This window comes from Corallococcus sp. AB011P (assembly GCF_003611605.1).
Lineage (GTDB): Bacteria > Myxococcota > Myxococcia > Myxococcales > Myxococcaceae > Corallococcus > Corallococcus coralloides.
The window spans coordinates 12,988-38,555 of record NZ_RAVX01000014.1 but is presented as its reverse complement, the minus strand read 5'-3'; the positions used below and the strand labels follow the sequence as shown (position 1 = coordinate 38,555).

Sequence of the window (25,568 nt, the reverse complement as noted above, 5' to 3'; positions counted from 1 at the left end):
GCGGTTCGCGGTACCCCGCGCCGGGCTCATCAGGCGGATCCGACTGTCTCCGGGTCGCCTTGACTTCGCGCGAAGCGCCCCCCTTGAATGACCGGAGAGGTTCCCTGTGCGCTCGCCGATTTTTCGCGGCGGCGACAACGGGAGGAGTGCTCCGTGAGGCGTTCGCTGTGGGGATTGTTGCTGGTCGTGCCGCTGACGGCGCTGGGCCAGGGCAAGGACGCGAAGGTCGCCGCACCCGACGCTGGACCCGCGCGTGGCGCGGGCAAGCCGGGCATCAACTGGGAGGGCCAGATCCTGCGCGCCACGGGCGCCGGAGCTCCCGACCTCAAGGCCGCCAACCCCGGGCAGGCGCGCCTGGGCGCCGAGCGCGCCGCGAAGCAGGACGCGTTCCGCAACCTGCTGGAGCAGGCCAAGAGCATCCAGGTGAGCGCGGGTCGCACGGTGGGCGACGAGCTGGCGCGCGACGACGTGAAGGGCCGCGTCGAGGGCGCCATCCGCGGCTACAAGGTCGTGGCCACGCGCTACTTCTCCGACAGCGGCGTGGAGATGGACGTGGAGCTGCCGCTCGCGGCGCTCTCCGCGGCGCTGACGCCCGCGCAGGATCCGGCCATCGTGCTCAACGCCGATGGCGCGGCGAAGTACACGGGGCTCGTGGTGGACGCGAGAGGGCTGGGCGCGAAGCCGGTGCTCGCGCCCCGGTTGGTGGACGCGACGGGCAAGGCGCTCTACGGCGCGACGGTGCTCACGGAAGAGGCGCGCGGCACCGCTGGCGTCGCGGCCTGGTTCAACAGCCTGGACGAGGCCCGGAAGGCCTCGCGCGTGGGAGACAAGCCCCTGGTGGTGAAGGCCGCGCAGCTTCAGGGCTCCGACCTGGTCCTGAGCGCCGAAGGCATCCGCGCGCTCACCGAGGCGAACACGCGCTTCCTGGCCGAGGGCCGGGTCGTCATCGTCACGCAGTGATGTCCGTGAGCTCCTTCCGGACGACGGTCGTGCTCGCGTTGGCGGCGATGCTGACGGGCGGCTGCGCGGCGAAGCAGGAGCAGCCCGCGACGGTGGCCCGCGCGGAGCAGTTGATGGCGTCCAATGCCGCCAAGCGCGGCGACCTGGTGCTCCGGTGCGAGCCCTCGGACGCGCAGATCCTGCTGGACGGTGTGGAGCAGGGGACGTGCAGCGACTTCGCCGGGGTGTCGCGGAGCCTGCGGATGGCGGACGCGAGCTTCCACCAGGTGGAGGTGAAGAAGCGCGGGTTCTATCCCTACACGACCTACTACCAGCCCAGTGGAGCGCGGGTGACGTTGAAGGTGAAGCTCCGGCCCCTGGCGCCCGAAAGCGGCGGCGTCCCTCCCTGAGCGGGGCCGTCAAGGCTGGCGCCCTGCACCACGAGGTGGCGGGCGACGCCCCGGGCGCACTCAAGGACCGCAATCAGGGGCCGAAGACGCCGTAGGATGGGCGGGGACAGGAGGCGGTCATCGGACGTCGCAAGAGAGGCAGTGAGCGCGCGGTGAAGGGGGCCCCCCAGCCCATCGCGACCCCGGAGGTGTCCCCGGTCCTGCACGTCGTGCACCCGGAGCCCGTGCCCCCGCCCGGCGACCCCGCGGCCTTGGACGAAACGGAGGCCCGCAGGGTCGACTTCGTCTGGTCCGGCGTGATGGTGGGCTCGCTGGCGCTGGTGTTCGCGCTGCTGTCCGTGTTCGGCGGGGTGGCGGTGCCGGTGCTGCTGGCGCTGACGGGCGCGTACGCGTTCAACCCGTTGGTGACGCTGATGGAGAAGCGCGGCGTGGACCGCACCTGGGGCACGTCCATCCTCTTCTTCGCGGGCACGCTCCTGATGGTGGGCGCGGGCCTGTACCTGGTGCCGGTGTTCCGCGACGAGGCGGCGAAGCTGCCCGGCTTCTTCCAGCGGGCCAGCACCCAGGTGGTGCCGCAGGTGGAGTCGCTCTTGGGCGTGTCGCTGCCGGACCTGGTGAGCCAGCGCACCGCGGAGCTGGGAGAGAAGGCCTCCGAGCTGCTCCAGAGCGCGGGCCCCACGGCGGCGCGGCTGGTGGCGAGCTTCGCCGGCAACACCGCGCGCTTCGCGGCCACGCTGCTGGGCCTGTCGGTGGTGCCGGTGCTGGCGTTCTTCTTCCTCCAGGACTACCCGCGGCTCATGGGCCGCATCCAGGACCTCCTGCCGCGCCGGTCCGTGGCGCTGGTGACCCAGCGCTTCCGCGAGGTGGACGAGGTGCTGTCCGCCTTCGTGCAGGGCCAGCTCACCGTGGGCGCCATCCTGTCGGTGCTCTACGCGGTGGGGCTGTCCGTGGCGCGCATCGACCTGGCCATCGCCATTGGCCTCATCGCCGGCTTCGGCAACATGGTGCCCTACCTGGGCACGGGCATCGGCGTGGTGCTGGCCGTGCTGGGCGTCCTCCTGTCGTGGCAGGGGCCGTGGCAGCTGGCGGTGGTGGCGGCGACCTTCATCATCGGGCAGCTGGCCGAGGGCTTCGTCATCACCCCGCGCGTCGTGGGGGAGAAGGTGGGCCTGGCCCCCGTGGCCGTCATCATCGCCGTGCTCGCCTTCGGTGAGCTGTTCGGCTTCGTGGGCATCCTCCTGGCCGTGCCGGCGAGCGCCATCCTCAAGGTCGTCCTGAGCGTCGTCCTCCAGCGCTACCGCCGCACGCAGCTCTACAAGGGGAGCGTGCAGGCGCCGTGACGAAGCTGGAGAAGCTGCACCAGGAGATCATCGCGTGCCGGGCCTGCCCCCGGCTGGTGGAGTGGCGCGAGGAGGTGGCCCGCGTGAAGCGGCGCGCCTACCGCGACTGGGACTACTGGGGGAAGCCCGTCCCCGGCTTCGGCGACCCGAAGGCCCGGCTGATCATCGTGGGTCTGGCGCCCGCCGCGCACGGCGCCAACCGCACGGGGCGGATGTTCACCGGGGACCGCTCCGGGGACTTCCTCTACGCGGGGCTGCAGCGCGCGGGCTTCGCGAACCAGGGCCACAGCGAGCACCGGGACGACGGGCTGAAGCTGACGGACGCCTTCATCGTCGCGGCTGGCCGGTGCGCGCCGCCGGACAACAAGCCGCTGCCGGAGGAGCTGGCCCGCTGCGCGCCGTTCCTGGACCGGGAGATGGCGCTGTTGCCCGGACGGGTGCTGCTCGCCCTGGGGGCCATCGGGTGGAACGCCGCGCTGGCGTCGGCCGCCCGCACGGGCAGTCCGCTCCCCACGCCCCGGCCCGCCTTCGGCCACGGCGCCGAGTTCCGGCTGCCGGACGGCCGGTGGCTCGTGGGCAGCTACCACGTCAGCCAGCAGAACACCCAGACGGGGAGGCTCACCCCCGCCATGTTCGACGCGGTGATGAAACGCGTCCGCGCGTTGTTGGAGACGTGAGCGCGGGGAAGAGAAGGCCCTTTGCTCATGTTCCTTGACAGGTGTGGGAGCCCGCTGTTATTCCCCGCGCCCATCCGCACGACGGGTCGTTAGCTCAGCGGTAGAGCACTACCTTGACACGGTAGGGGTCAGTGGTTCGATCCCACTACGACCCATCATCAGTAAGTGTTCCATCTCGCGGGCGGCAGGCTTTCTCAAAAGCCTGCCGCCCGCGGTTTTTTCCAGCGCAGGGGTTTATCCGCCATGTCCGAATCCATCACGGTGACGCTCCCCGACGGCAGCCAGAAGCAGACCGCCCGGGGCACGACCATCGCGGACTTCGTGAAGGGCAGCATCGGCGTGGGGCTCGCGAAGGCGGCCCTGTTCGCCCGGGTCAACGGTCAGGACATGGACCTGACCCGGACCCTGGACGAGGACGCGAAGCTGCAGATCTTCACGTCCAAGAGCCCGGAAGGCCTGGACCTCATCCGCCACGACGCCGCGCACGTGGTGGCCAGCGCCGTGCAGAAGCTGTTCCCCGGCACGCAGGTGACCATCGGTCCCGCGACGGAGGAGGGCTTCTACTACGACTTCTTCCGCGAGAAGCCCTTCACGCCGGAGGAGCTGGAGAAGATTGAAGCGGCCGCCAACGCGGAGCTCAAGCAGGACGCGCCCTTCGTCCGCACTGAGATCTCCATGGAGGACGCCATCAAGCTCTTCGAGGAGAAGGGCGAGAAGTTCAAGGTGGAGATCGTCAAGGACATCGCCGCCAAGGGCGCCAAGACGCTCACGCTCTACACCCACGGCGACTGGGTGGACTTCTGCCTGGGGCCCCACGCGCCCAGCACGGGGAAGATCGGCGTCATCAAGATCCTCTCCTCCAGCGGCGCGTACTGGCGCGGCGACCACCGCAACCCCATGCTCCAGCGCGTGTACGGCACGGCCTTCTTCGACAAGAAGGCGCTGGAGGCCCACCTCACGCGCATCGAAGAGGCTCGCAAGCGCGACCACCGCAAGCTGGGCAAGGAGCTGGATCTCTTCCACTTCCACCCGTACTCGCCGGGCGCGGCCTTCTGGACGCCCAAGGGCACCGCGCTCTACCAGACGCTGTCGGACTGGATGCGCTCGCTCACGGCCGGTGACGGCTACGTGGAGATCAAGACGCCCCTGATGTTCAACAAGGGCCTCTGGGAGACGAGCGGCCACTGGGGCAAGTACAAGGAGAACATGTTCCTGGTGCTCGACAGCGAGTCCGGCGAGCACGACTTCTCCCTCAAGCCGATGAACTGCCCGTCGCACCACCTGTTCTACGGCTTCAAGAAGCACAGCTACCGCGACCTGCCCCTGCGCCTGCACACCCAGGACGTGCTCCACCGCAACGAGGCCGCGGGCTCCCTGGGCGGCCTCACCCGAGTGCGCCAGTTCGCGCAGGACGACGCGCACATCTACTGCATGGAGAGCCAGATCACCGACGAGGTGCGGCGCTTCGTGCAGTTGTTGGATCGCGTCTACAAGGCGGTGGGCCTCACCTACGCGGTGAAGCTGTCCACGCGCCCCGAGCAGCGCCTGGGCGACGACTCCCTCTGGGACCGCGCGGAAGGCGGCCTCAAGGCGGCGCTGGAGTCGCTGGGCCTGGCGTACGAGCTGGCCCCTGGTGACGGCGCCTTCTACGGCCCGAAGATCGACTTCGCCGTGTCCGACAGCATTGGCCGCAAGTGGCAGCTGGGCACCATGCAGCTGGACTACCTGGCCCCGGAGCGCTTCGACCTCACCTACGTGGGCGAGGACAACGCCGCGCACCGCCCGGTGGTCCTCCACCGCGCCATCTTCGGCTCCTTCGAGCGCTTCACCGCCATCCTCATCGAGCACTTCGCCGGCGCCTTCCCAGCGTGGCTGGCCCCGGTGCAGGCCATCCTCGTCACCGTGGCGGACCGTCAGATGGACTACGCCCGCAAGGTGCGGGACGACCTGCGCGCCAAGGGCTTCCGCGTGGAGCTGGACGAGCGCGGCATCACGCTCAACGCGAAGATCCGCGAAGCCCAGCTGCAGAAGATCCCCTTCACCCTGGTGGTGGGCGACAACGAGGTGGAGGCCGGCGCCGTGGCCCCCCGCCGCTACGGCGGCGAGGACCTGAAGACGATGAAGTACGCGGACTTCGAGGCCCTGCTGGTCAAGGAAGCCACGCTGCCCTGAGTTGTGTAGGGGACTTGACTCCCCGTCCGGGCTGGACTACTTGCGCGACTTCCGGGGATTGAGGCACGCCCTCATCCCCTGAGTCGTCGGAGGGTCCTCCCATCGTTCGCGATCAGAGAACCAATCGCCGTATCCGAGCCCGCGAGGTCCGAGTCGTCGGACCGAACGCCGAGCAGCTCGGAGTCATGTCCCTGGAAGCAGCCCTGGCGCGCGCCCAGGCGGACGGTCTCGACCTCGTCGAGATCTCCCCCATGGCCAAGCCGCCGGTCTGCAAGATCATGGACTACGGCAAGTTCAAGTACGAGGAGAAGAAGAAGGCCTCGGAAACGAAGAAGAAGCAGGTCGTGGTCCACCTCAAAGAGGTGAAGCTCCGCCCCAAGACGGAGGAGCACGACTACGAGTTCAAGGTCCGCAACGTCCGCCGGTTCCTGGAGGAGGGGAACAAGGCGAAGATCACCATCCAGTTCCGGGGTCGTGAAATCACCCACAAGGAGCTGGGGAGCGCGATCCTGGACGATGTGACGAAGGACCTGAAGGAAATCGCGGTGGTGGAGCAGAACCCCCGGATGGAAGGGCGCCAGATGTTCATGATCCTGGCCCCCAACCCGAAGGTGGCGCAGCGTGCCCGCGACCTGGCCCGCCAGCAGGTGGAGGCGGCCGGGAAGAAGCAGGAAGGCAGGCCGGCGGACGTCAAGCCGGCGGTGGCGGCAGTGGTTTCTGCGTTGGCTGTAGGAAACGCTACCCCCATCGCATCAAAAGAGTGATAGAGGCTTTCGCCCAAAGCGTCCGGGAACCGTGTGTCCCGGTCCGCCGTCAGTCACGAAGACTGCCGGCCGACAGGCAGAAGGAAGGTTTGGGATCATGCCCAAGTTGAAGACCCGCAGCGCCGCGAAGAAGCGCTTCCACGTGAAGAAGAGCGGCCAGGTGAAGTTCGGCAAGGCGTTCAGCAAGCACCTGTTCACCTTCTCCAAGACGGCCAAGCAGAAGCGCGGCAACCGTGGCACGGGCCACCTGCGCGACATGGACGCGAAGAAGGTCATCAAGGAGCTGTTCCCCTACGGCGCCTGAGTCGTCCTCGGGTTTGAACCAATCGTGAGTCCTGGCGGAGCGGCGTGATGCCAGCGCCCCGGGGCTCCCTTCCAGAAGTCAGGAGTGTGTCATGCGCGTCAAAAAGGGTTTCAAGGCTCGTCGTCGTCGTAATCGCATTCTCAAGCTTGCGAAGGGCTTCCGCGGCCGTCGCAAGAACTGCTACCGCCGTGCGAACCAGGCCGTCGAGCGCGCCCTGGACTACGCCACCCGCGACCGCGCGGTGCGCAAGCGCAACTTCCGCTCGCTGTGGATCGTCCGCATCAACGCGGCCGCCCGCACCGTGGGCCTGTCCTACTCGAAGCTGATCGCCGGCCTGGCGAAGGCGAAGATCTCCCTGGACCGCAAGGTCCTGTCGGATCTGGCCATCGCGGACCCCGCGGGCTTTGCCGCCATCGCCAACATCGCGAAGGCAGCCTGAGACACGGCCGGCGGTGACGCCGGCTTCCGAAGCTGAAACGGGCTGCCTCCACCAGGGGGCGGCCCTTTTTTTTGCCCGGCGCCAGAGGCGACCGGGGCGTGAATGGAAGGCGGGAAGAGGACCATGCGAGACCGGTTGCAGGCGTTGGCGGACGCGGCGCGCCAGGAGATCTCCGGCGTGTCGGAGCCCTCGCAGGTGGAGGCGTTGCGCATCCGCTACCTGGGCAAGAAGGGCGAGCTGTCCGCGGTGCTGGGTGGCATGGGCAAGCTGCCCCCGGACGAGCGGCGCGCCCTGGGAGAGATCGCGAACACCGTCAAGGCGGAGCTGGAGCAGCTGCTGGCGGACGCCACGAAGCGCGCGGAAGAGTCCGCGCTGGAGGCCCAGCTGAAGGGCCCCAGGCTGGACGTGACGCTGCCCGGGCGCGCGGTGCTGCCCGGCGGACGGCACCCGGTGTCGCGCACGATGGAGGACATCGTCCGGACGTTCGCGCGGCTCGGGTTCGAGGTGGCGGTCGGCCCGGAGATCGAGCTCGACTACTTCAACTTCGAGGCGCTGAACCTGCCCAAGGACCACCCCGCGCGGGACATGCAGGACACGTTCTACGTGGACGAGCCCACGCTGGGCCACGCGAAGAAGGCGGACAGCCCGTCGCTCTTGCGCACGCACACGTCGCCGGTGCAGGTGCGGCACATGCTGTCGCGCAAGCCGCCCATCCGCGCGGTGATGCCGGGCCGGGTGTACCGGCGGGACTCGGACATCACGCACACGCCCATGTTCCACCAGGTGGAAGGCCTGCTGGTGGACAAGGACGTGAGCTTCGCGGAGCTGAAGGGCACGCTGGACGCGTTCGTGAAGGCGTTCTTCGGCTCGGAGACGCGCACGCGCTTCCGCCCGTCGTTCTTCCCCTTCACGGAGCCCTCCGCGGAGGTGGACGTCACCTGCGCGTCGTGCGGCGGCAAGGGCTGCCGCGTGTGCAAGCAGACCGGCTGGCTGGAGGTGCTGGGCAGCGGCATGGTGCACCCGAACGTCTTCACCGCCGCGGGCTACGACCCGAAGGAGGTGACGGGCTACGCGTTCGGCATGGGCGTGGAGCGACTGGCCATGCTGCGCTACGGCATCGACGACCTGCGGATGATGTTCGAAAACGACGCGCGCTTCCTCGCGCAGTTCTGATTCCGGCCCACCAGGAAAGAGGACAACCCTGTGAAGATTTCAGTGAAGTGGCTGGGTGATTACGTCGCGCTGCCGCCGTCCGTGGACGAGCTGGCGCGCAAGCTGACCGCGGCGGGCCTGGAGATTGAGGGCGTGGAGCGCCCCGGCGAGGGCCTGCGCGGCGTGGTGGTGGCGCAGATCCGCGAGTCGGTGCAGCACCCCAACGCGGACAAGCTGTCCGTCACGCAGGTGGACATCGGCGGCTCCGCGCTGTTCCAGGTGGTGTGCGGCGCGAAGAACTTCAAGGTCGGCGACAAGGTGCCGCTGGCCACGGTGGGCGCGAAGCTGCCCAACGGCATGGAGATCAAGCAGGCCGCGCTCCGGGGCGTGGACAGCTTCGGCATGCTCTGCTCCGCGAAGGAGCTGGGCATCACCGAGGACTCGTCCGGTCTGCTCATCCTCCCCGCGGACACGAAGCTGGGCCTCCCCATCGCGGAGGCGCTGGGGCTGGATGACTCCGTGCTGGAGGTGAACGTCACCCCGAACCGGCCGGACGCGTTGAGCCACCTGGGCATCGCGCGCGAGGTGGGCGTGGTGACGGGCGCGCAGCTGAAGTTGCCGCAGCCGAAGCCCGCCGAGTCCGGCAAGCCCGTGACGGAGCTGGTGAAGGTGCGCATCGACGCGAAGGAGCGCTGCTCGCGCTACGCGGCGCGGGTGGTGGAGGGCATCACCGTCCAGCCGTCGCCGCAGTGGATGCAGGACCGGCTGAAGGCGTGTGGCGTGCGCGCCATCAACAACGTGGTGGACGTCACCAACTACGTGCTCCTGGAGTACGGCCAGCCGCTGCACGCGTTCGACCTGGAGAAGGTGGCGGGCCAGGAGATCGTCGTTCGCACCGCGAAGGCGGGCGAGAAGCTGCGCACGCTGGATGACAAGGAGCGCACGCTGGACGCGGACGACCTGGTCATCGCGGACCGCGACCGGGCGCAGGCGCTGGCGGGCGTGATGGGCGGCGGCGACAGCGAGGTGACGCAGGGCACGAAGCGCATCGTCATCGAGTCCGCGCACTTCCACGGATCGGGCGTGCGCCGGTCCGCGAAACGCTACGCGCTGCACACGGAGGCGTCGCACCGCTTCGAGCGCGGGGCGGACCTGGACGCGGTGCTGCCGGCGTTGGACCGGGCCGCGCAGCTCATCGCGGAGCTGTCCGGTGGCACGGTGGTGCCGGGCCGGGTGGACGTGCAGCCCGAGCCCCTGGCGCCGCGCCGGGCGACGCTGCGCTACGCGCGGGTGGAGAAGGTGCTGGGCGTGGCGGTGCCGGAGGCGGAGGTCCGGCGCATCCTGACGGCGCTGGGCTTCAAGTCCGTGGAGGAGTCGCAGGGGCAGACGACGTACGAAGTGCCGCGGGCGCGCGTGGACGTGGAGCGCGAGGAGGACCTGATGGAGGAGGTCGCCCGCGTGTACGGCTACGACAACATCCCGGCGCGGCTGCCGCGAGGGCTGGAGACGCTGGCGCCCGAGCCTCTGTCCATGGAGGCCGAGCGCCGGCTGCGCCACGCGCTGGGCGGCGTGGGGCTGTCCGAGGTGGTGAACTACTCGTTCGTGGCGCCGAAGTCGCTGGAGGTGCTGGGCGGGAAGGAAGCGCCCATCGCGCTGATGAACCCGCTGAGCGTCGAGCAGTCGGTGATGCGCACGAGCCTGCTGCCGGGCCTCCTGGAGAACCTGTCGCGCAGCGTGCGCCACCAGGTGGAGTCGGTGGGCCTCTACGAGACGGGCCGGGCGTACTTCCGGGATGCGCAGGGAGGGCAGGGCATGCGCCCGGCGGCTCGCGAGGTGCCGCGCGTGGCGGGCCTGGTGTGGGGCCTGCGTGGCGGTGGCCGGAGCTGGACGCAGAAGGACTCGCGCGTGGACTTCTACGACGCGAAGGGGGCGGTGGAGGCGCTGCTGCACGCACTGCACGTGGAGGGCGCGGCCTTCACCCCGGCGGAGGCGCCCGCGTACCACCCGCGGAGCTGCGCGCAGGTGGCGCTGAAGGACGGGACGGTGCTGGGTCTGGTGGGCGAGGTGCACCCGCGCGTGACGAAGGTGCTGGGCCTGCCGGAGGGCGTGTTCGTGTTCGAGCTGGACACGGATCCGCTGTACGCGGCGGCGCGGCTGGTGCCGCAGGCGGCGGCGTTGCCGAAGTACCCGGCGGTGCTGCGGGACCTGGCGGTGGTGGTGCCGCTGGAGCTGCGCAACGAGGAGGTGCGCCGGGTGATCCTGGAGGTCGGGGCGCCGCTGGTGGAGGACGCGCTGGTGTTCGACGTCTACACGGGCAAGCCCATCCCCGAGGGGAAGAAGAACCTGGCGTACGCCTTGAGGTACCGCTCGCCCGAGCGGACGCTGACCGACGCGGAGGTCACGGCGGCCCACCAGCGCATCATCACGGAGGTGAACCAGCGGCTGGGAGCGGCGCTGCGCGCCTGAATTCCTGAATGAAGTCAGGACGTTGACACGGTTCGGGGAAGGCTGACACCATGCCCCGCGTTCACCGGCCAATCACGGGTGCCAGAGGACTCGCATGACGAAAGCGGACATCATCGAGGGGGTCTACGAGAAGGTCGGCTTCTCCAAGAAGGAGTCGGCGGAGATCGTCGAGCTCGTCTTCGACACCGTGAAGGAGACGTTGGAGCGCGGGGACAAGATCAAGATCTCCGGGTTCGGAAACTTCCAGGTGCGCCAGAAGAAGGCGCGCGTGGGGCGCAACCCGCAGACGGGCAAGGAGATCGAGATCAGCGCCCGCCGGGTCCTGACCTTCCGGCCGAGCCAGGTGTTGAAGAGTGCCCTGAACGGCGAGGCACCCCCGGAGAACCACGCGGAGATCGACGCGCAGGAAGAGGCGGCGGCGGACGCGGCGGAGGCCCGGGGCGAGGACTTCGACGAGGGAATGGAAGAGGGCGACGAGTAGGTTTTTTTCACCGGTACCTGTCACCTCGCGCTTGACCCAAGAAAGCGGCGAGGGCATAAGGCAGCACCGTTTCACGACGGCGGTTCTCGGGGCGTAGCGCAGCCTGGTAGCGCACTTGCTTGGGGTGCAAGTGGTCGCAGGTTCAAATCCTGTCGCCCCGACCAAATAGAGGCCCTGGAGTTTCCGGTGCAAGCCGGTGACTCCAGGGCCTTTGTTTTTTGCGCTTGAGGACTTCAGCGAAAAGCGGAGCGGGCTCGGCGCCAGCAGCACGCGAGGCCTATGGAATGGCTCCGCTGGTGCTTGGGGCAATCTTTTCGCATGTGAATGGAGGCGCATCCGGGCAGGGGCCCTCGCCCCAGACCTCATGCCGCAGTGAGAAAACGGGGGGCACATGTCTCCAACCCTTCCGACGCGCGGAGCGAGCAGTTTGTGCGTGAGCATCCCGGTCCAGCTCTTCTCCGGGTATGATCTCGGTCCTCCCTGCTGGATGGTGCACAAGGGACATGTCGAACGACGCCCTCTTCAAGACCCTCCAGGACGCCATGCGCCAGGAGCCTGGAGTCGACGGGGATGCCTAGCGGCTCAGCCAACTCGCCTGGATGCTCTCCCTCAAGGTCTTCGACGACCGCGAGCGGAGCGCAAGTTGTTCGACGACGGTTACCTCTCGCCCATTCCCGAGAGATTCCGATGGCGCCGCCGATGGGCCAGGGACTCTGAGCTGTTCGGCAATGCGCTGATCGATTTCATCAAGCACGACCTGTTCAAGACGCTCAAGCAACTGCCGGTCTCCGAGAAGAACGAGGCCCTAGCGAACGTGGTGCGCGCCGTCTTCGCGTGTCAAAGACCGAGGCAACGGATCGCGTCGGGGTCGGCTGAACGGATCGCATCCACTGATCCTTCAGGACTGGCCGCTGGCGGCCGGTTGCCCTGCGCCCGCGCGCGGAGGGAGGGTCAAGGGCGCAGAACCGTTCAGGTTTCGGCGAAGCCGACCCTTGACGCTCCCGAGCACGCGGGCTCCTTGGTCTGATCGAAACCGCGATCCGAGAGGGTGACCCGCGAGCGATCCGACAGGGCGGCCCATGACACTTCGCGGACACCCACAACTGCATGAACTCGGGTGTACGACTGCGGCAGGCCCTCGATGTGATCAATCAAATTGATTTCAACCGTGCGGTTGGACGCCAGCAACTCGGCGATGTCTACGTGCAACTGTTGGCGACTCTGCCGAATGCGGGGCACGCGGGCGAGCATTACACCCCGCGTGCGCTGACGCGATTCATTGTGGACCGCATAGACCCGATGCTGGGGAGAAGGTTCTCGACCCAGCCTGCGTCGCAGGCGGATTCCTCGTCACGGCACGACGTCCACCGGACGGTTACGCCTGCTCGCTGCCGATGAGCCATGCGAAGTGCGGGAGAGTCGCGGAGCCGGGGCATGCTCAACCAGCCCAGGCGTCAACTTCCCTGACATGGGAGCGGTGTAAGGAACTTGGTTTCGGGCTCAGTCGACCGCCCCTACTTTGACGACCAGCCGAGCCAAGTCCCCAAAGGCTTTCAGGCCGAGGCATTTGCCCACTTGGGTTGCGCCCTCCAAAACTTCGGGCACAAGCTCCGCTTCCGACTTGCCCAGTCGTTTCAGCAGTCGGCCGCGACTGGTGCCGCCGTGGTTGCGGAAAGTGCGCAGTTGGTGCAGCACATCAACTGCGGGAGTAGCCAAGTCCTTTATGGACTCGTCCTTTGTATGTTTGACGTTGCCCAGCGTCAGCTTGTCCCCATCGCGGCTGCTGGCCTCGAGAAGCTGATTGCTGAGGTCCGCCACCACCGTGCACCTGTCCAGTACGTCGGGATGGAGGCCGATGGCCACCGCCTCAAGTGAGGGGCGCATCTTCTCTAGAATCTCCCGGTGGAGGGGCGACGCCTTGGCGAGTCCCACGGTCTCTCCATAGCGCTGCCAGGCGCGATTTCGGATGTCCCCCAAGCTGGCCTTGACCGCCACATCCTCCAATGCCAGCCCAAGCTCGCGGGCATTCATTCGGCTCTCGGGCCGCGGGTTGGTGGTGCGCTCCAGGACGCCAGGAAGTCCGAAGCGATTGGCCTCCGGGCGCAACAGCTTGCGCAGCGTGCAGCCCAGAGCGAATACATCTGCCGCTGGCGACCACTGAGGAACCTCGGCGCAAACCTCCGGGGCGACGAACTCACCTGACAGGCGAGTGTGCCGTGCACTTTGGGCGAGTGTCGCCAGTCCGAAGTCGATGAGGATCGGCCGCATGTCCTCGGCATGGAGGATGATGTTCTTTGGCCGGATGTCCCGGTGTAGAACCGCCGCTGAGTGCAGCCAGGTCAGTGCCCGGCAGAGCTTCGCGCCGATGTCGGCAACAGCCCTCTCCAGGAGGGCTCCCTCCCGGTTGGACAGGTCGAAGCCGTCAATCCATCGGTAGATCTGGACAGCTCGCGAGTCGTTGCCCTCAAGGAGGCCCACCTCCAGAAGGTCGAAGACGAACTCTGAGCCAGCCGTCCGCCGTGTGACTCCCCCCACGACAGCGGCCAGTGCATGGGATCCCTGGATGAAGCGGCTCCGTTCCTCATCGCCGGCCAGGGTGGCTTCGCGCCAGACCAGGGTGTCGTTGCCATCTTTGAAGCGATACAGTCGCGCCTGTCCTCCCTCCGCAAGGGGCTCAAGGGGGCTGCGCGTGGGACGCACGCGCTTGACGGCTGCCAGCAGAAGCGCGTTACGGGCCGCCGTATCCACCACGAACCCATTCCGGGCTGCACCCACCAAGTATGCTTCGGTAAGCTCGGAGCGGAAGCGCGTGCCTTCCACGATGTGCTCCGAGCGCAACGTCCCCACAATTTCGCGCACCCGCTCCACATCGAATACGAAGCGGCTCAGGCCACCAACTGCCTGCGCGCTCGTCGCCCATTCGGTCAGTTTGTCCGCAGATCGCCGCACCGCATCTTCGAAAGGAAGCCCCTCGTGCAGCCAGTGGGCGAGGGCCGCCGCCACGGGGTATGTGGGGCCGGGCACCCAATCGTTGATGGACTCTGCCTGATTGAATGCGTCGCGCAGGGATGAGGCTACGGCGCTGGCCTGCCCGTCGCGCAATTCGGTGATGAGTTCGTTTTCGACTTCCACCACATCGTCGAAGGACACCCAGCAGCGCCCGTCCCGGCGTACGTTGCGTACGAGGCGTTCCAGGATGTCTCGCAGTACGAGAAGGTTGCTGGCCACCCGGGAAATCTCCCGACGAGCACCCCGCGTTGTTTCGAGGGTGCGTCGTGTCACTTGCAGAACCAGTCGGTTGAGGCCCTCCTCGTCGATGTTGCGCACCTCCAGCGGGCGCAACTTGCCCATTAGGTTGACGCCTGCCCGCTCGACCATTCCTGGAAGCCCTATGAGTCCGAAGGAAAGACGGGCTCGACTCTCGTCGGCGACAGCCCAGTTTTCTTCCAGCAAGTCCTTCAGCCAAGTGCCGATGGCCTGACCGCGCCGCTCGCGGGGAAAGAAGAGTTGCGCCTCATCCAAGAGGATGAGGACGGTGGATTTGCCTTCCCGTGCCGCCGCGCGCCGGACGTGGTCGAAGGCGTTGGCTTGCGGCAGCCCATCGGCTAGGTGGGTGAGGTCGACTGCGGAACCCACCGCTGCCTGGAGGCTGTCGGAGACAGCCTTCCAGAGCTTGGCGTAATCCAGTTCGACACCGTCATGAAACTGCGTGCAGAGGATGGACTCCGGAACAAGGAGGTCATCACGGGAGGCGTGGGTGCGCAGGTATCGCACCAGCGTTGTCTTACCGAAGCGGCGTGGCGCCTCGACAGCGAAGGACGCGCCCTGCGCGATGCGCTTCTCAAGCGTCTCCCGGTGCGTCTGCGGCCCAACGGGATGCTGCGTGACGAAGTCCGGATTGCACTCCTCCGTCCAGTGGACGTCAGGCAACTTCGGTTCTGGTTCGAGGACATCCCAGGAGAGCGTTGTGGACTTGGCGAGGGGTGTGCGTGTTTCAGCATCGTAAATGGACACGACGACTTCGAAGCGCTCACGGGCCCGGAGTTTGCGGATGGGAATCCGGAGCCTGAAGGTGGTGACGTAGCGCCCCTTGCGTTCGAAGTCCGGTCGCCAATCTCGTGGACGCAGCGAGAGTCGCTCTGGGGAGGGCTGTGGCCACTCGCGTGGCCATGCATCACGTTGCCCCGTTGTCACTCGGTACTCCAGCAGCACGTTGTAGGCCTTATTGTCCTCGGTCTCCAGACTCAGGGGCACAACGGTTTCAACGTAAGGAGCACCCTCCACCAGCCGCAGCCCGGGAAGCGCCTTGCGCCCGGACTCGCCCGTCCAGTTGTGCTCGATGGAGAGGGCCTCGGTTGGCATGGGGAGCGGTGCGGCTTGGCGACTCACGGTGCGTTGCAGTTGCAGCAGGGTAACGTCCTCGGCGGTGCCGAGGGCCGCTATCAGTTGTTCAGTTGCACGGTGGTAACTGCGCGCCGCAGCCTCACGTTCCTCAGTTCCACGGACGAGACCAACGACTTCCACGACACCGGCGAATACGCCGGGGGCCAGTTTGTCGCGCAGACGCTCCAGAAGCTCGACGGCTCTTTGGAGACGGGAGGGCTCCTCCTGGTTTTCGAGGGCCTCACGCACCCACCTGTGGTGCTCGGTTGGAATGGCGTCTAGAGCTCGCTTTGCCTCCAATAGGCGGCGCAACTCGCGCTCTAGATGCAGGTCCTCCTCTCCGGGATTCGCTGGAGCTTCGAGGCTGGCAATGGAGGCGGGCAGTTCCGCGTTGGCCTCGTGCAGCGTGCGCAGGACGAGTCGCACGCGTCTCCGGATATGGGGTGATACGAGGGCCCGCAATTTCGCGGGGACGGCCCCCGCCTCAACTTCGGAATTCGGCTTGGGCAATTCCTCGGATTGCCAGCACCAAGCTGGCAATAGCTCAAGTGCCTGTAGCCGTTGCGCCATGTCGGCAATCTCGTTGAGTTCGTCAGGAGGGGTGCTTCCGGCCATTCGCAGCAGGGAGTCCACGTGCTCCCCGAGCGCCGCCTTCGCATCGTTGTAGGCGGTACGGGCGTAGGGAATGTCCTGCGCAAGTTGCTCTGGGTAGGGGAGTGCTTTGCGCCACCGCTCAAGGCGCTCCTGCAGGTTCCCGAGATCCTTCACGAGAGCCAAACAGCCATCGGCCGTGGAGATGTAGTCGGATGCGGACTCCAGTTCCCGCGCAGCGCGGCGGATGTCCTCAGCCACTCCCTGCAACTCCTCGGTGCTAGCGCAGCCCAATCCAAGCACCCAGACATCGAAGGCGGAGGGCTGAATGGACGCTGGCGCGGTCGGGGGTTGCGGCGAGGTGGGCAGAGGAGCATGTGCGGGAGCAGGAGGCGAGGACGCGGAGACGGGGACGTCCTTGGCGGGTGCTGAAGCTGCCTCGGCCTTCTGCTCCGCGCTTGCATGCTCAAAATGTAGGTTCCAGGCCCAGCGGGCCACTGCCGCTAGGGGCTCATCGTCACGGTCGACATGTGCGACGAGTTCATCAAGTCCGGAATCCGTCGTGCCAAGGCTGCGGATGGCATTGACAACGGGCGCCTCCCACTCGCGCGCTACGGCATTGTCCTCGGCCTTCTTCTTGAGGAAGGGAGCTGCTTCGCAGAGCTCAAGTCGCACGTTCTCGGGGGAGAGGCGCTTGAGGGCGGACGCCCACAGTCGCGCCCGGACGGACTCCGGTAGCGGAAGCGCGGAGTACATCTCAAGGAGTTCCTGGATGCGCTGCGGCTTGTCGACGTGCGTGGTTACAAATCGGTTGAGGGCGGGGATGCCCATGCCGAGCGCCATTGCATCGAGGTTGGCGCGGGATGCCTGGAACCGAATCCGCCCGTCGAGAATGGCGCGGAATCGCGCAGGGAAGGATGGCTCAACGCATTCGTGCAACCGGAAGCGCACCCACAGGCTACGCAGGCGCAGTTGGTAGCCCTCATCTGTCACTATCTCGGTGTCGGGGCCAGGTCGCACCCGAGCACAGAATGCGGACATACGTGCGATTACATCCAACAGGGCTGGTGAGGGCGGTATCGTGCCGTCATCTCCTGCAATGGAGGTACGCGCCTCGCGCAGGAATGGCAGCGGATCCAGCAGTCCCTTCGGAGATTCCCGTCCCTGGAAGCGGGAGAACTGCGCTTCATGAACCTGGGGCTCCCCAAAGCTGCGAATGGCGCCTTCGCTGGCCGTGCCGTAAATGAGCAGCGTGTCTCCTGCCTCTCGTGCATGCATCAGACCGGCGTGGAAAGTCCGGGTGCGGCCGAGGACGCCCACCCGGAAGCCTTGCTCGTTGCGCGGCAGGATCACGAACTGAATGCGCGTACCGTCAAACGTTACGTCATTGAAGAGTTGTTCCGTACCGGCTGAGCGTTTCGAGACCTCGGGAAAGTGGTCGGCCAGGAGACGTTCGGTGAAACGGACGTAGTGCTCCATGCGCTCAATCTCTCCGAGCCCAGACGGACTCTTGATACCGGTGCTGAGGCAACCGATTGATTGGTCACCCTAGGCCAGCCGCTGCAGCGGGCTCGACCCAACCCACAACGGATGCCACGGCTGTGAACCGGAACAGGGTAGCAGGACATGCATCTAACCCGGGAGAGCCGTAGAGGAGGGCCCGGGGAGGCTGGATGGGGCTGTTTCCACCCATCAGAGCCATCTTCACTGGCGAGGCGCTGGGACGCTCTTCACAAGGTGCTCTCCCGGCATCTATGCGCTTCCAAGCTGAACACCACGAGGGCTGCGAGTGCCACCGCCTGCTGCGTGCCTTGGAGGCAACCTCCTTCTGTTGCCAAGCCTGATCCCCACTGAAGAGGTCCGGCTCGGCTTCAGTGGTCCCATTCCTGGAGACTACTCACGGCTTCAGGTCGCCCCTTGTGACCCTTCCCAGCTCGTTCTGTGGAATCGCGCAGGAGCTGATTCATCGCATCCTCCTTAATCCGAACCGCGTTGGAGACTCAGATGTGGGGCAATGTGCCCTGCTCGCACAGCCGGTGCGCGGTGGCCCAGCAAATCCCCATCCTCTCCGCGACTTCCCGGACCGTCAGCCGCCGGCCGGAACCCGAGGCCACCAGCGCTACCGGGGCAGGGCTCAGCAGCAAACTAGCAGCAATGGTCTTGGGTCCTGCAGTACTGGGTGGGACGGCTGGACAATCCCGGCCGAGGAAACACGAGTGTTTAAAGGGGGTTGTGAAGGGGACGTTGGACTGCTCTAAGGGGTCCTTGAGGTGCAAGTGGTCGCAGGTTCAGCTCCTGTCGCCCCGACCAAAGAGAGGCCCAGGCGTTCCCGGTGCGAGCCGGTGACTCCAGGGCCTTTGTTTCTGACTCAAGGCCTTCATCCGCAAACCAGCGAATCCAGCAAACTGCGGCAGGCCCGGAGAACTCATGTAGAGTCCCTCACGGAATCCGGTGCAGGCCCTCGCCTCCGAGGCGTGCCGGGCCTGTCACCCATGAAATTCCTCGCCCTCCTGTTCCGGACGTCCTCCACGTCGCTCATCCTGGTGACGCTTTGCGGGCTCCTGTCGGGCGCCAGCAACGCGGGGCTCATCGCGCTGATCAACCACGCGCTCGCGTCCCAACTGCAGGTGAGCTCGGCGGTGGCCCTGGGCTTCATGGTGCTCGGCGTGCTGACGCTGCTGTTGCGCTACGGGACGCAGGCCCTGGTCAACAAGCTCAACGGGGACGCGCTCTTCGACATGCGCATGCGGCTGGCCCGTCAGGTCGTCGCCACGCCGCTGCGGCGCCTGGAGGAGCAGGGCATTCCCAACGTGATGACCGTCCTCACGGAGGACCTCTTCGTCATCAGCACCGCGTTGGGCGTGTTGCCTCGCTTCCTCACCAACATCGCCATCGCGCTGGGCTGCTGCGTCTACCTGGCGTGGCTGTCCTGGCAACTGCTCGTCGGCTTGTTGCTCGCCATCGCGCTGAGCGTGGTGGGCTACCGGCTCCTGGCCCGGAGCGCCATCCTGGATCTCCAGCGCACTCGGGAGCACCAGGGGGCGCTGTACAAGCAGCTTCGCGGCCTCACGGAGGGCATCAAGGAGCTGAAGCTGCACCAGGAGCGACGCGCCGCGTTCCTCACGGAGGAGGTGGAAGCCACGTCCTCACTCGTGCGCGCGCTGCAGATCCGGATCGGCAACGTCTTCGCGGCGACGGGGAGCCTGGGGATGCTCCTGTCCTTCGCCTTCGTGGGGGCGCTCATCTTCGTGATGCCGGGCCTGGGCTGGGTGCAGCCGTCGGTGCTGGTGGGGTACTGCATCGCGGCGCTCTACCTCCAGCAGCCGCTCCAGTCCGTCATGGAGACGCTGCCCATCCTGAGCCGCGGGGATGTGTCGTGGACGAAGGTCCACCAACTGGGGCTGACGCTCGACTCCCTGGGCTCCGATGCACCCGCGCTTCCCGAACGAGGACACCGCGCGACGTTCCAGACCGTCGAACTCGTGGGCGTCACCCACACCTATTACCGCGAGGAATCCGATGGGCACTTCGTGGTGGGACCCATCCATCTGCGCATGCACGCCGGGGAGCTGATCTTCCTCGTGGGCGGCAATGGCAGCGGGAAGACCACGCTGGCCAAGCTGCTCACGGGGCTGTACCAGCCCGAGGGCGGGCAGATCCTCGTGGACGGTCAGCCCATCACGGAGCAGACGCAGGAGTCCTACCGGCAGTTGTTCTCCGCCGTGTTCTCGGACTTCTACCTGTTCGAACGGCTGCTGGGGCTCGTCGGCGAAGGCACCGCCTCGCAGGTGCAGCACTACCTGTCGCTGCTCCAGTTGTCGCGGAAGGTCCGGATCGACGGCGGCGTCCTCTCCACCACCGAGCTGTCACTGGGGCAGCGCAAGCGGCTGGCGCTGCTCACCGCCTACCTGGAAGACCGCCCCATCTATCTCTTCGACGAGTGGGCGGCGGATCAGGACCCCGCGTTCAAGGCCGTGTTCTACACGGAGCTCCTTCCGGAGCTGAAGCGCAAGGGCAAGACCGTGGTGGTCATCTCCCACGACGACCGTTACTTCGGCGTCGCTGACCGCGTCCTCCGGCTCGACGCCGGGAAGCTGGTCGCTCCCGCCGAGTCCGCCCCGGCCCTGCAGGAGCGCGCCTCCTGACTCAGGCCGCGAGCCGCTGCCCTTGGAGCAGCTGCTCGAGCGTCACCGCGCCACGGCTGGCCGCATCGGCTTCCAGGAAGGTGCGCTGCATGGCCCGGGTCCGGGCCTGGAACGCAGGGGTGCCGAGGAGCTGATCCAGCTGCGCGCCCACCTGCTCCGCCGAGGTATCTCGGATGTTTCCCCTCAGTCCGAGCCCATGGTGGACGACGCGCGCGGCGTTGCCCGGCTGGTCGAACATCAGCGGATACACGAGCATCGGAACGCCCAGGCAGATGCATTCCTTCACGCTGTTGAGCCCGCCATGGGTGATCATCAGCGACGCCTGCTTCAACGCGGTGAGCTGGGGAACCCAATCCACCACCGTGACATTGGGAGGCAGCGGGCCGAAAGCGTCCGCCCGCAGCTGCTTGCCCACGGCCATGAGCAGCCGGAGCCGGGGCCTGCGCGCGACGGCGGAGATGACGGACTGGAAGAAGGCCTGGTGTCCACGCAGCCGGTCGCCATGGCTCCCCAGTGAGCACAGGATGATCGGCGAATCGTCCTGGGGAAGAGCCAGGCGCAGCGGAGGCTCCGCCCGGTCGAGATCCACACACGGCCCCAGGTAGTGGACGTCCGCGGCCGAGCGGCGGAAGTCGAACTCCGGCGCGCTCATCACCAGCGTGGGGACCTGGAAGTGCGGGCCGATCTGCAGATGGGTGTTGAAGCTGGCGCGGGGCGCGCCGGGGTGCTGGCGATAGAAGGCGCGAAGCCGTTCGCGCATCTTCTCCTCGAACGGCAGGAAGGTGCGCAGGTACTGCCATTGCCATGCGAGCCGGATGCCGAGCCGCGAGCCGACACTTCCCGTTGGGACGTGGTGTGAGTTCAGCGGAGGGACGGCGACATCCCTGTTCAACGCGAGGTTGGTGCAGAGCTGGAACGCGGGCACGCCGGCCTTGTGGGCCGCCAGCACGGGCAGCGGGAACGTCGCATCCACGAGCAGCAGGTCGGCCCTCGCCTCGCGCAGGCGCGCCTCCAGCGTGGTCCCGAAGAGGGCCTCCGTGATGCGGAGCCCGTGCCGGTGGATCACCTCCCGGATGATGTCCTTGCGCGCCTGGGGGGAGAGCCCCGGGGCGGCCAGCTGTGCATCCAGCTCCGCCTGGCGCCCCCTGGGCATCGCCTCTTCGTGGATGGGGATGAACGGCCAGGGCCGCTCACACAGGAAGGCTTCCCCATCCGGCGGCGCCATGTAGACGAGCTCGTGTCCCCGGGACATCAACTGCCTCGCGAGGCCGAAGGTCGCGTGGATGTGGCCGGCCTCCGGCAGGGGAAGAAAGACGATTCTCGCCATGACTCCTGAAGGTAGCAGGGTGGTAATCTTGGTGAAACCGGAAGAACGAGAGCGCTCCGCGATGAAACCCTCGGTGTCCGTCATCATCCCCGCCTTCAACGTCGAGGCGTATCTGGGCGCTGCCATCGACTCGGTGCTTGAACAGACACAGCGGGATGTCGAGCTCATCATTGTCGATGATTGCTCCACGGACGGGACCGCGGAGGTCGCCGGGCGGTATCAGGACGCGCGCATCCACGTCCTCCGGAACGCGAAGAACGAGGGGCCTTCCCAAAGCCGCAACGTCGCCATCGACCACGCCACGGGGGAATGGGTCGCCATCCTGGATGGCGATGACTGGTGGAAGCCTCGGCGCCTGGAGTGCCTCCTGGCGCTGGCGGAAGCACACCGCGCGGACATCGTCTGTGATGACCTGCTGCTGGTCCCGGAAGGGGAGCGGAATCCCTCGGTGACGTTCTTCCAGACGCAGGCCCGGCGGCTGGGGCGGATTGATCAGCCGTTCGAGGTGAACGCCCTGAAGATGGCCGTGGATGACTACGGGTTCTTGAAGCCTGTGTTCCGCAAGGCCTTCTTGAACGCGCATGCGCTTCGCTACAACCCGGCCCTGTGGGCCGGTGAGGACTTCGACTTCCTGCTCCGGTGTCTCCTCGCGTCTGGCCGGATGGTCGTGTCGCAAGAGGCGATGTATTTCTACCGGAGCCGGCCGGGTTCGTTGACCTCGGATCCCGTGCGGTGCCTGACGCGCATCATCGACATGGCTGATGCGCTGACCGCTTCCCTGGACCCCCGGACGCAGGGCGAGGTCATCGAGGCGATGGGCCGCTATCGCGAGTGGAAGCTCCGGGAGCGGGAGGATGCGCGGTTCCGCGCGCCGCTCCAGAAGGGAGCCTGGGGGGAGTGCATGTCATTGGCATGGAGGAACCCCGCGAAGCTCCCACGGTACATGCCGATGGTGGGGCGGCAGCTCGTTTCACTGGCCGTTTCCAAGGCCCGTCGCTGAGTGGCTGACAAATCTTTCACAGAGCGTGGGTGGGGAACGTGAGCTGGGTCAAGTCTGGGTATGACGTGGTCATCATTGGCAGTGGCCCGGGCGGGAGCACCCTGGCCCAGGGGCTGGCGCGCCGTGACTGCAACGTGCTGGTGGTCGAACAGGGCGAGTACCTGAAGCCGGACCCTGCCCGGAGCGAGCAGCAGACGACGTTCATCGCGGACTACCAGCGGCGCGGGATCCGCTACAACGTGGGCGGCGAATCGAAGTTCTACGGCGCGGCGCTCTACCGCCTGCGGGAGAACGACTTCAGCGCCAGGCAGACGGAGCATGGCGAGTCCACGGCCTGGCCCCTCTCCTACGCCGACCTGGAGCCCTACTACGACGAAGGCGAACGGCTCTATTCGGTCCATGGCTCGCCCGAAGGCGACCCCTCCGAGCCGCCTCGCTCCAGGCCCTTCCCCCACGGGCCCATCGAACACGAGCCCTTCATCGCGGACGTGGTGAAGCGGCTCCAGGGCTGCGGCGTTCCCGTGGGCTACATCCCCAAGGGTGTGGACCGGGGCCCCAACGGCCGATGCGTCCTGTGCTCGACCTGCGACGGCTACTTCTGCCATCGCGACGCGAAGATGGACGCGGAGGTCGCCGCGCTCCGGCCCGCCCTCAAGACGGGCCGGGTGGACCTGTGCACCGGTACGGACTGCCTCAAGGTCCTCACCACGCCGGACGGCCGCCGCGCCACCGGTGTCCTCCTGCGCCGCGGAAGCGAGGAGGTCACCGTGCACGCGGACGTCGTCGTCGTGAGCGCGGGCGTCAGGGAGTCGCCGTTGCTGCTCTGGCGCTCGAGGAACGACGCCCATCCGAAGGGCATTGGAAACGCCAGGGGCGCCTTGGGGCGGTATCTGGCGGGCCACACGAGCGGCTTCATCTTTCCCTTCCTCGGGCTGCGCCCCATTCCGGAGCTCCACCAGAAGACCTTCGCCATCAACGCCTTCTACGGCGCGGCGGAGGATTGGCCCTATCCCCTGGGCGTCATCCAAGCGACGGGCCAGATTCCCATCTGGCAGCACGTGCATCCGCTCACCGCTCCGTTCGTGAAGTTCGTCGCGCGCCGCAGCCTGGTGTGTCTGTTGATGACAGAGGCCGTGGGCACCGCGGAGTCCGGGTTCGACTTCAACGAAGAGCAGATCGCCCGCGTCCACAATCCCAGACCCAGCCGTGAGACGTACCGGAAGCTGCGGAAGACCGCTGTCTCGCTCTTCCACAAGGCCGGGTTTCGCTGGGTCCATGCATCGGAGCACTTCGATGCGCCCTGGCACACGGTGGGGACGGCGCGGATGGGGGTGGATCCCGCGAGCTCGGTGCTGGATGCGGACTGCCGCGTCCATGGCATGGACAACCTGTACGTGCTGGACGCGTCCAGCCTGCCCACCGCCGGGGCGGTCAACACCACGCTCACCATCATCGCGCTGTCGCTCCGCGCCGCGGAGACCATCGCGCGGGTCCAGCGCAGGCCCCGGGTGGAAGTGGCGTGACCCGCGGGTTCAGCTCGCCCGCTTGACCGCGGGCTGGGGGCCGGGCAGCAGTTGCTCGATGACGGCCATCTCCGCCTCCGCCTCGCGGAAGCGGCTGCTCATCCTCGCGAGCGCCTGGGCATGGGAGGCGCTTCCCACCACGGAGTCCAGCAGTGAGAGCAGGGCGCGGGGCGTCAGCTGCTTCACGGCCCCCTGGACTCCGAGCCCATGGTGCACGACGAGCCGGCTCACGTCCGGCTGGTCGTCCTTCATGGGCAGCGCCACCATGGGGACACCAAAGTAGATGCACTCCTTCACGCTGTTGAACCCGCCATGGGTGATCATGGCCGCCGCGATGCGCAGCAGTTGGAGCTGGGGCGCCTTGCGCACGGCCACGAGCTGCGCCGGGCCTCCGTCGAACTCCGCCGGGTCGAGCACGGACCCCACGGCGAGGACGAACTGCCATCGTGGCCGCAGCGCCGCCGCCTCGCTCACCGTCTTCATCACCTGACGGGCCAGGCCGGATGAGGCCAGCGTGCCCAGCGAGAAGAAGATGAGGGGCTGGTCCTCCTTCAGCCGCTCCCAGGGAAACGCCGGCTCCTGGCGTTCCAGATCGATGGAGGGGCCCAGGTGGAGCACCGGCTCGCGCCCGGCCGGCATGTCCGGCGTGGCGAACTCCCTGGGGAAGAGCACCACGTCGCGCAGCAGGGGGAGCTGGAAGGGTGGGAAGTCCACGGGCTCCATCGGGCAGCCATGCTTGAGCGCAAGCTGCCGGTGGAACTCCTGGAAGCGTGGCACCAGGCCCGCGCGCGCGAGCACGACTTCAAGCGGGCGCAGCACGGGCCTGAGCGCGCTGCTGAGAGGCTTACCTTTGCTCGTCGGCAGCAGGTGCAACAGGTGCTGGGGGAGGGTGGTGTTCAGCCGCGCCACGGAGACGCCATGGCCATGGCACACGATGGGCAGATCCATCACCCGGTCATCGCAGAGGACGAGGTCCGGGCCGAGGGCGTCCAGCAGCCTGTCGTATTCACCCTCCAGGGTGGCCTGGAGCACGGCATTGCGGCGCTGGATGTGGTCACGCGCGAGGTTGCGCAGCTCCCGGCCGCGCGAATGGGATGCCCTCGTCGTCATCTCCGCCACCAGGCCCTTGGGGAAGAGGGACGTGAAGACAGGGATGAGCTCGAAGCCCTCGGCCTGGAGCGAGGACTCGATATCCGGCAGGGAGCAGTAGACCACCCGGTGTCCGCGGGCCCGGAGCGTCTTCGCCAGCTTCAGCGTGGGGTTGATATGCCCTGCGAGCGGAAGCGGAGCGACGAGGATTGTGGCCATACGGCCTCCAATGTGTCCCGGCTTGAGTCCCCCGGAAAAAGCGGCGCGGTTATACTTCGAGTGAAGGCGTGTCGACAGTCCTTGGAAGGCCCTTGGCTGTAGCGAAGGGCTCAAGTCTTGTCGCTGCACCGCATCAGTCCCACTGGT

The 25,568-nt window shown here is 67.1% G+C and carries 19 protein-coding genes, 2 tRNA genes and 1 pseudogene; 18 read left to right on the top strand and 4 right to left on the bottom strand.

The window, feature by feature from the left end; genetic code table 11:
* Positions 1–153 precede the first annotated feature (153 nt).
* From D7X30_RS28305 to D7X30_RS43860, 14 genes and pseudogenes are all read left to right on the top strand, one after another.
* Positions 154–960, top strand: coding sequence for an LPP20 family lipoprotein (locus D7X30_RS28305; RefSeq protein ID WP_120566092.1), 807 nt, complete (start codon positions 154–156; stop codon positions 958–960).
* Entirely contained in the window at positions 960–1,349 is a 390-nt protein-coding gene (locus tag D7X30_RS28300; RefSeq protein ID WP_120566091.1) for a hypothetical protein, read from the top strand. The genes D7X30_RS28305 and D7X30_RS28300 overlap by 1 nt, the downstream gene beginning before the upstream one ends.
* Before the next feature lie 200 nt (positions 1,350–1,549).
* Positions 1,550–2,689 carry an AI-2E family transporter gene (locus D7X30_RS28295; protein WP_370038073.1) on the top strand — a complete coding sequence of 380 codons (1,140 nt, stop codon included), beginning with the start codon at positions 1,550–1,552 and terminating at the stop codon, positions 2,687–2,689.
* Entirely contained in the window at positions 2,686–3,366 is a 681-nt protein-coding gene (locus D7X30_RS28290; RefSeq protein ID WP_120566090.1) for a uracil-DNA glycosylase, read from the top strand. The genes D7X30_RS28295 and D7X30_RS28290 overlap by 4 nt, the downstream gene beginning before the upstream one ends.
* Positions 3,367–3,449: 83 nt before the next feature.
* A tRNA-Val gene (locus tag D7X30_RS28285) sits at positions 3,450–3,521 on the top strand.
* An 88-nt stretch (positions 3,522–3,609) separates the two neighbouring features.
* Positions 3,610–5,538 (top strand): threonine--tRNA ligase, encoded by a 1,929-nt coding sequence (thrS, locus tag D7X30_RS28280; protein ID WP_120566089.1) that lies wholly within the window; start codon positions 3,610–3,612, stop codon positions 5,536–5,538.
* 101 nt (positions 5,539–5,639) lie between these two features.
* Entirely contained in the window at positions 5,640–6,302 is a 663-nt protein-coding gene (infC, locus tag D7X30_RS28275; RefSeq protein WP_120566088.1) for a translation initiation factor IF-3, read from the top strand.
* A gap of 97 nt (positions 6,303–6,399) precedes the next feature.
* Positions 6,400–6,606, top strand: coding sequence for a 50S ribosomal protein L35 (gene rpmI, locus D7X30_RS28270; protein ID WP_120566087.1), 207 nt, complete (start codon positions 6,400–6,402; stop codon positions 6,604–6,606).
* A 91-nt stretch (positions 6,607–6,697) separates the two neighbouring features.
* Entirely contained in the window at positions 6,698–7,045 is a 348-nt protein-coding gene (rplT, locus tag D7X30_RS28265) for a 50S ribosomal protein L20 (protein WP_014397247.1), read from the top strand.
* Positions 7,046–7,168: 123 nt separating this feature from the next.
* Positions 7,169–8,218 (top strand): phenylalanine--tRNA ligase subunit alpha, encoded by a 1,050-nt coding sequence (gene pheS / locus D7X30_RS28260; protein ID WP_120566086.1) that lies wholly within the window; start codon positions 7,169–7,171, stop codon positions 8,216–8,218.
* 30 nt (positions 8,219–8,248) lie between these two features.
* Entirely contained in the window at positions 8,249–10,663 is a 2,415-nt protein-coding gene (gene pheT, locus D7X30_RS28255; protein ID WP_120566085.1) for a phenylalanine--tRNA ligase subunit beta, read from the top strand.
* Between the two features lie 94 nt (positions 10,664–10,757).
* A pseudogene (locus D7X30_RS28250) lies at positions 10,758–11,036 on the top strand (integration host factor subunit alpha); the annotation flags it as partial.
* Between the two features lie 195 nt (positions 11,037–11,231).
* Positions 11,232–11,308 (top strand) — tRNA-Pro (locus tag D7X30_RS28245).
* A 479-nt stretch (positions 11,309–11,787) separates the two neighbouring features.
* Positions 11,788–12,171 (top strand): hypothetical protein, encoded by a 384-nt coding sequence (locus tag D7X30_RS43860; protein ID WP_147443342.1) that lies wholly within the window; start codon positions 11,788–11,790, stop codon positions 12,169–12,171.
* Here the strand turns inward: D7X30_RS43860 and D7X30_RS43120 are convergent.
* Positions 12,114–12,395 (bottom strand): hypothetical protein, encoded by a 282-nt coding sequence (locus D7X30_RS43120; RefSeq protein WP_233591825.1) that lies wholly within the window; start codon positions 12,393–12,395, stop codon positions 12,114–12,116. The two genes, D7X30_RS43860 and D7X30_RS43120, sit on opposite strands and share 58 nt — an antisense overlap.
* On the opposite strand from D7X30_RS43120, the gene D7X30_RS43855 reads away from it, so the two are divergent.
* The gene (locus D7X30_RS43855; RefSeq protein ID WP_370051754.1) at positions 12,288–12,542 is read left to right on the top strand and encodes an N-6 DNA methylase; all 255 of its coding nucleotides are present in this window, start codon (positions 12,288–12,290) and stop codon (positions 12,540–12,542) included. The two genes, D7X30_RS43120 and D7X30_RS43855, sit on opposite strands and share 108 nt — an antisense overlap.
* Positions 12,543–12,644: 102 nt before the next feature.
* Here D7X30_RS43855 and D7X30_RS28235 read toward each other — a convergent pair whose 3' ends face one another.
* A complete protein-coding gene (locus D7X30_RS28235) occupies positions 12,645–17,597 on the bottom strand; it encodes a protein kinase (protein WP_120566083.1) in 4,953 nt (1,650 codons plus the stop codon).
* Between the two features lie 1,013 nt (positions 17,598–18,610).
* On the opposite strand from D7X30_RS28235, the gene D7X30_RS28230 reads away from it, so the two are divergent.
* Positions 18,611–20,263: a cyclic peptide export ABC transporter gene (locus tag D7X30_RS28230; RefSeq protein ID WP_147443341.1), complete on the top strand. Its 1,653-nt coding sequence runs from the start codon at positions 18,611–18,613 to the stop codon at positions 20,261–20,263.
* Position 20,264: 1 nt separating this feature from the next.
* Here D7X30_RS28230 and D7X30_RS28225 read toward each other — a convergent pair whose 3' ends face one another.
* Positions 20,265–21,590, bottom strand: coding sequence for a glycosyltransferase (locus tag D7X30_RS28225; protein WP_158619412.1), 1,326 nt, complete (start codon positions 21,588–21,590; stop codon positions 20,265–20,267).
* Between the two features lie 61 nt (positions 21,591–21,651).
* Here D7X30_RS28225 and D7X30_RS28220 point away from each other — a divergent pair, with 61 nt between their 5' ends.
* Positions 21,652–22,590, top strand: a complete 939-nt coding sequence (locus tag D7X30_RS28220) for a glycosyltransferase family 2 protein (RefSeq protein WP_158619411.1) — start codon at positions 21,652–21,654, stop codon at positions 22,588–22,590.
* A gap of 38 nt (positions 22,591–22,628) precedes the next feature.
* On the top strand, positions 22,629–24,113 hold the full coding sequence (locus D7X30_RS28215) for a GMC oxidoreductase (protein WP_147443340.1): 1,485 nt from the start codon (positions 22,629–22,631) through the stop codon (positions 24,111–24,113).
* Positions 24,114–24,122: 9 nt separating this feature from the next.
* On the opposite strand, the gene D7X30_RS28210 is transcribed toward D7X30_RS28215, so the two are convergent.
* Complete coding sequence (locus D7X30_RS28210; RefSeq protein WP_120566079.1) at positions 24,123–25,421, bottom strand: glycosyltransferase; 1,299 nt, start codon at positions 25,419–25,421, stop codon at positions 24,123–24,125.
* Positions 25,422–25,568 lie beyond the last annotated feature (147 nt).

Bases quoted from the DNA above. Each gene is read 5' to 3' on its own strand.
- D7X30_RS28300 (WP_120566091.1), top strand. From the start codon at position 960: ATGTCCGTGAGCTCCTTCCGGACGACGGTCGTGCTCGCGTTGGCGGCG.
- thrS (WP_120566089.1), top strand. From the start codon at position 3,610: ATGTCCGAATCCATCACGGTGACGCTCCCCGACGGCAGCCAGAAGCAG.
- rpmI (WP_120566087.1), top strand. From the start codon at position 6,400: ATGCCCAAGTTGAAGACCCGCAGCGCCGCGAAGAAGCGCTTCCACGTG.
- rplT (WP_014397247.1), top strand. From the start codon at position 6,698: ATGCGCGTCAAAAAGGGTTTCAAGGCTCGTCGTCGTCGTAATCGCATT.
- pheS (WP_120566086.1), top strand. From the start codon at position 7,169: ATGCGAGACCGGTTGCAGGCGTTGGCGGACGCGGCGCGCCAGGAGATC.
- D7X30_RS43120 (WP_233591825.1), bottom strand. From the start codon at position 12,395: ATGCTCGCCCGCGTGCCCCGCATTCGGCAGAGTCGCCAACAGTTGCAC.
- D7X30_RS28235 (WP_120566083.1), bottom strand. From the start codon at position 17,597: ATGGAGCACTACGTCCGTTTCACCGAACGTCTCCTGGCCGACCACTTT.
- D7X30_RS28230 (WP_147443341.1), top strand. From the start codon at position 18,611: ATGAAATTCCTCGCCCTCCTGTTCCGGACGTCCTCCACGTCGCTCATC.
- D7X30_RS28225 (WP_158619412.1), bottom strand. From the start codon at position 21,590: ATGGCGAGAATCGTCTTTCTTCCCCTGCCGGAGGCCGGCCACATCCAC.
- D7X30_RS28220 (WP_158619411.1), top strand. From the start codon at position 21,652: ATGAAACCCTCGGTGTCCGTCATCATCCCCGCCTTCAACGTCGAGGCG.
- D7X30_RS28210 (WP_120566079.1), bottom strand. From the start codon at position 25,421: ATGGCCACAATCCTCGTCGCTCCGCTTCCGCTCGCAGGGCATATCAAC.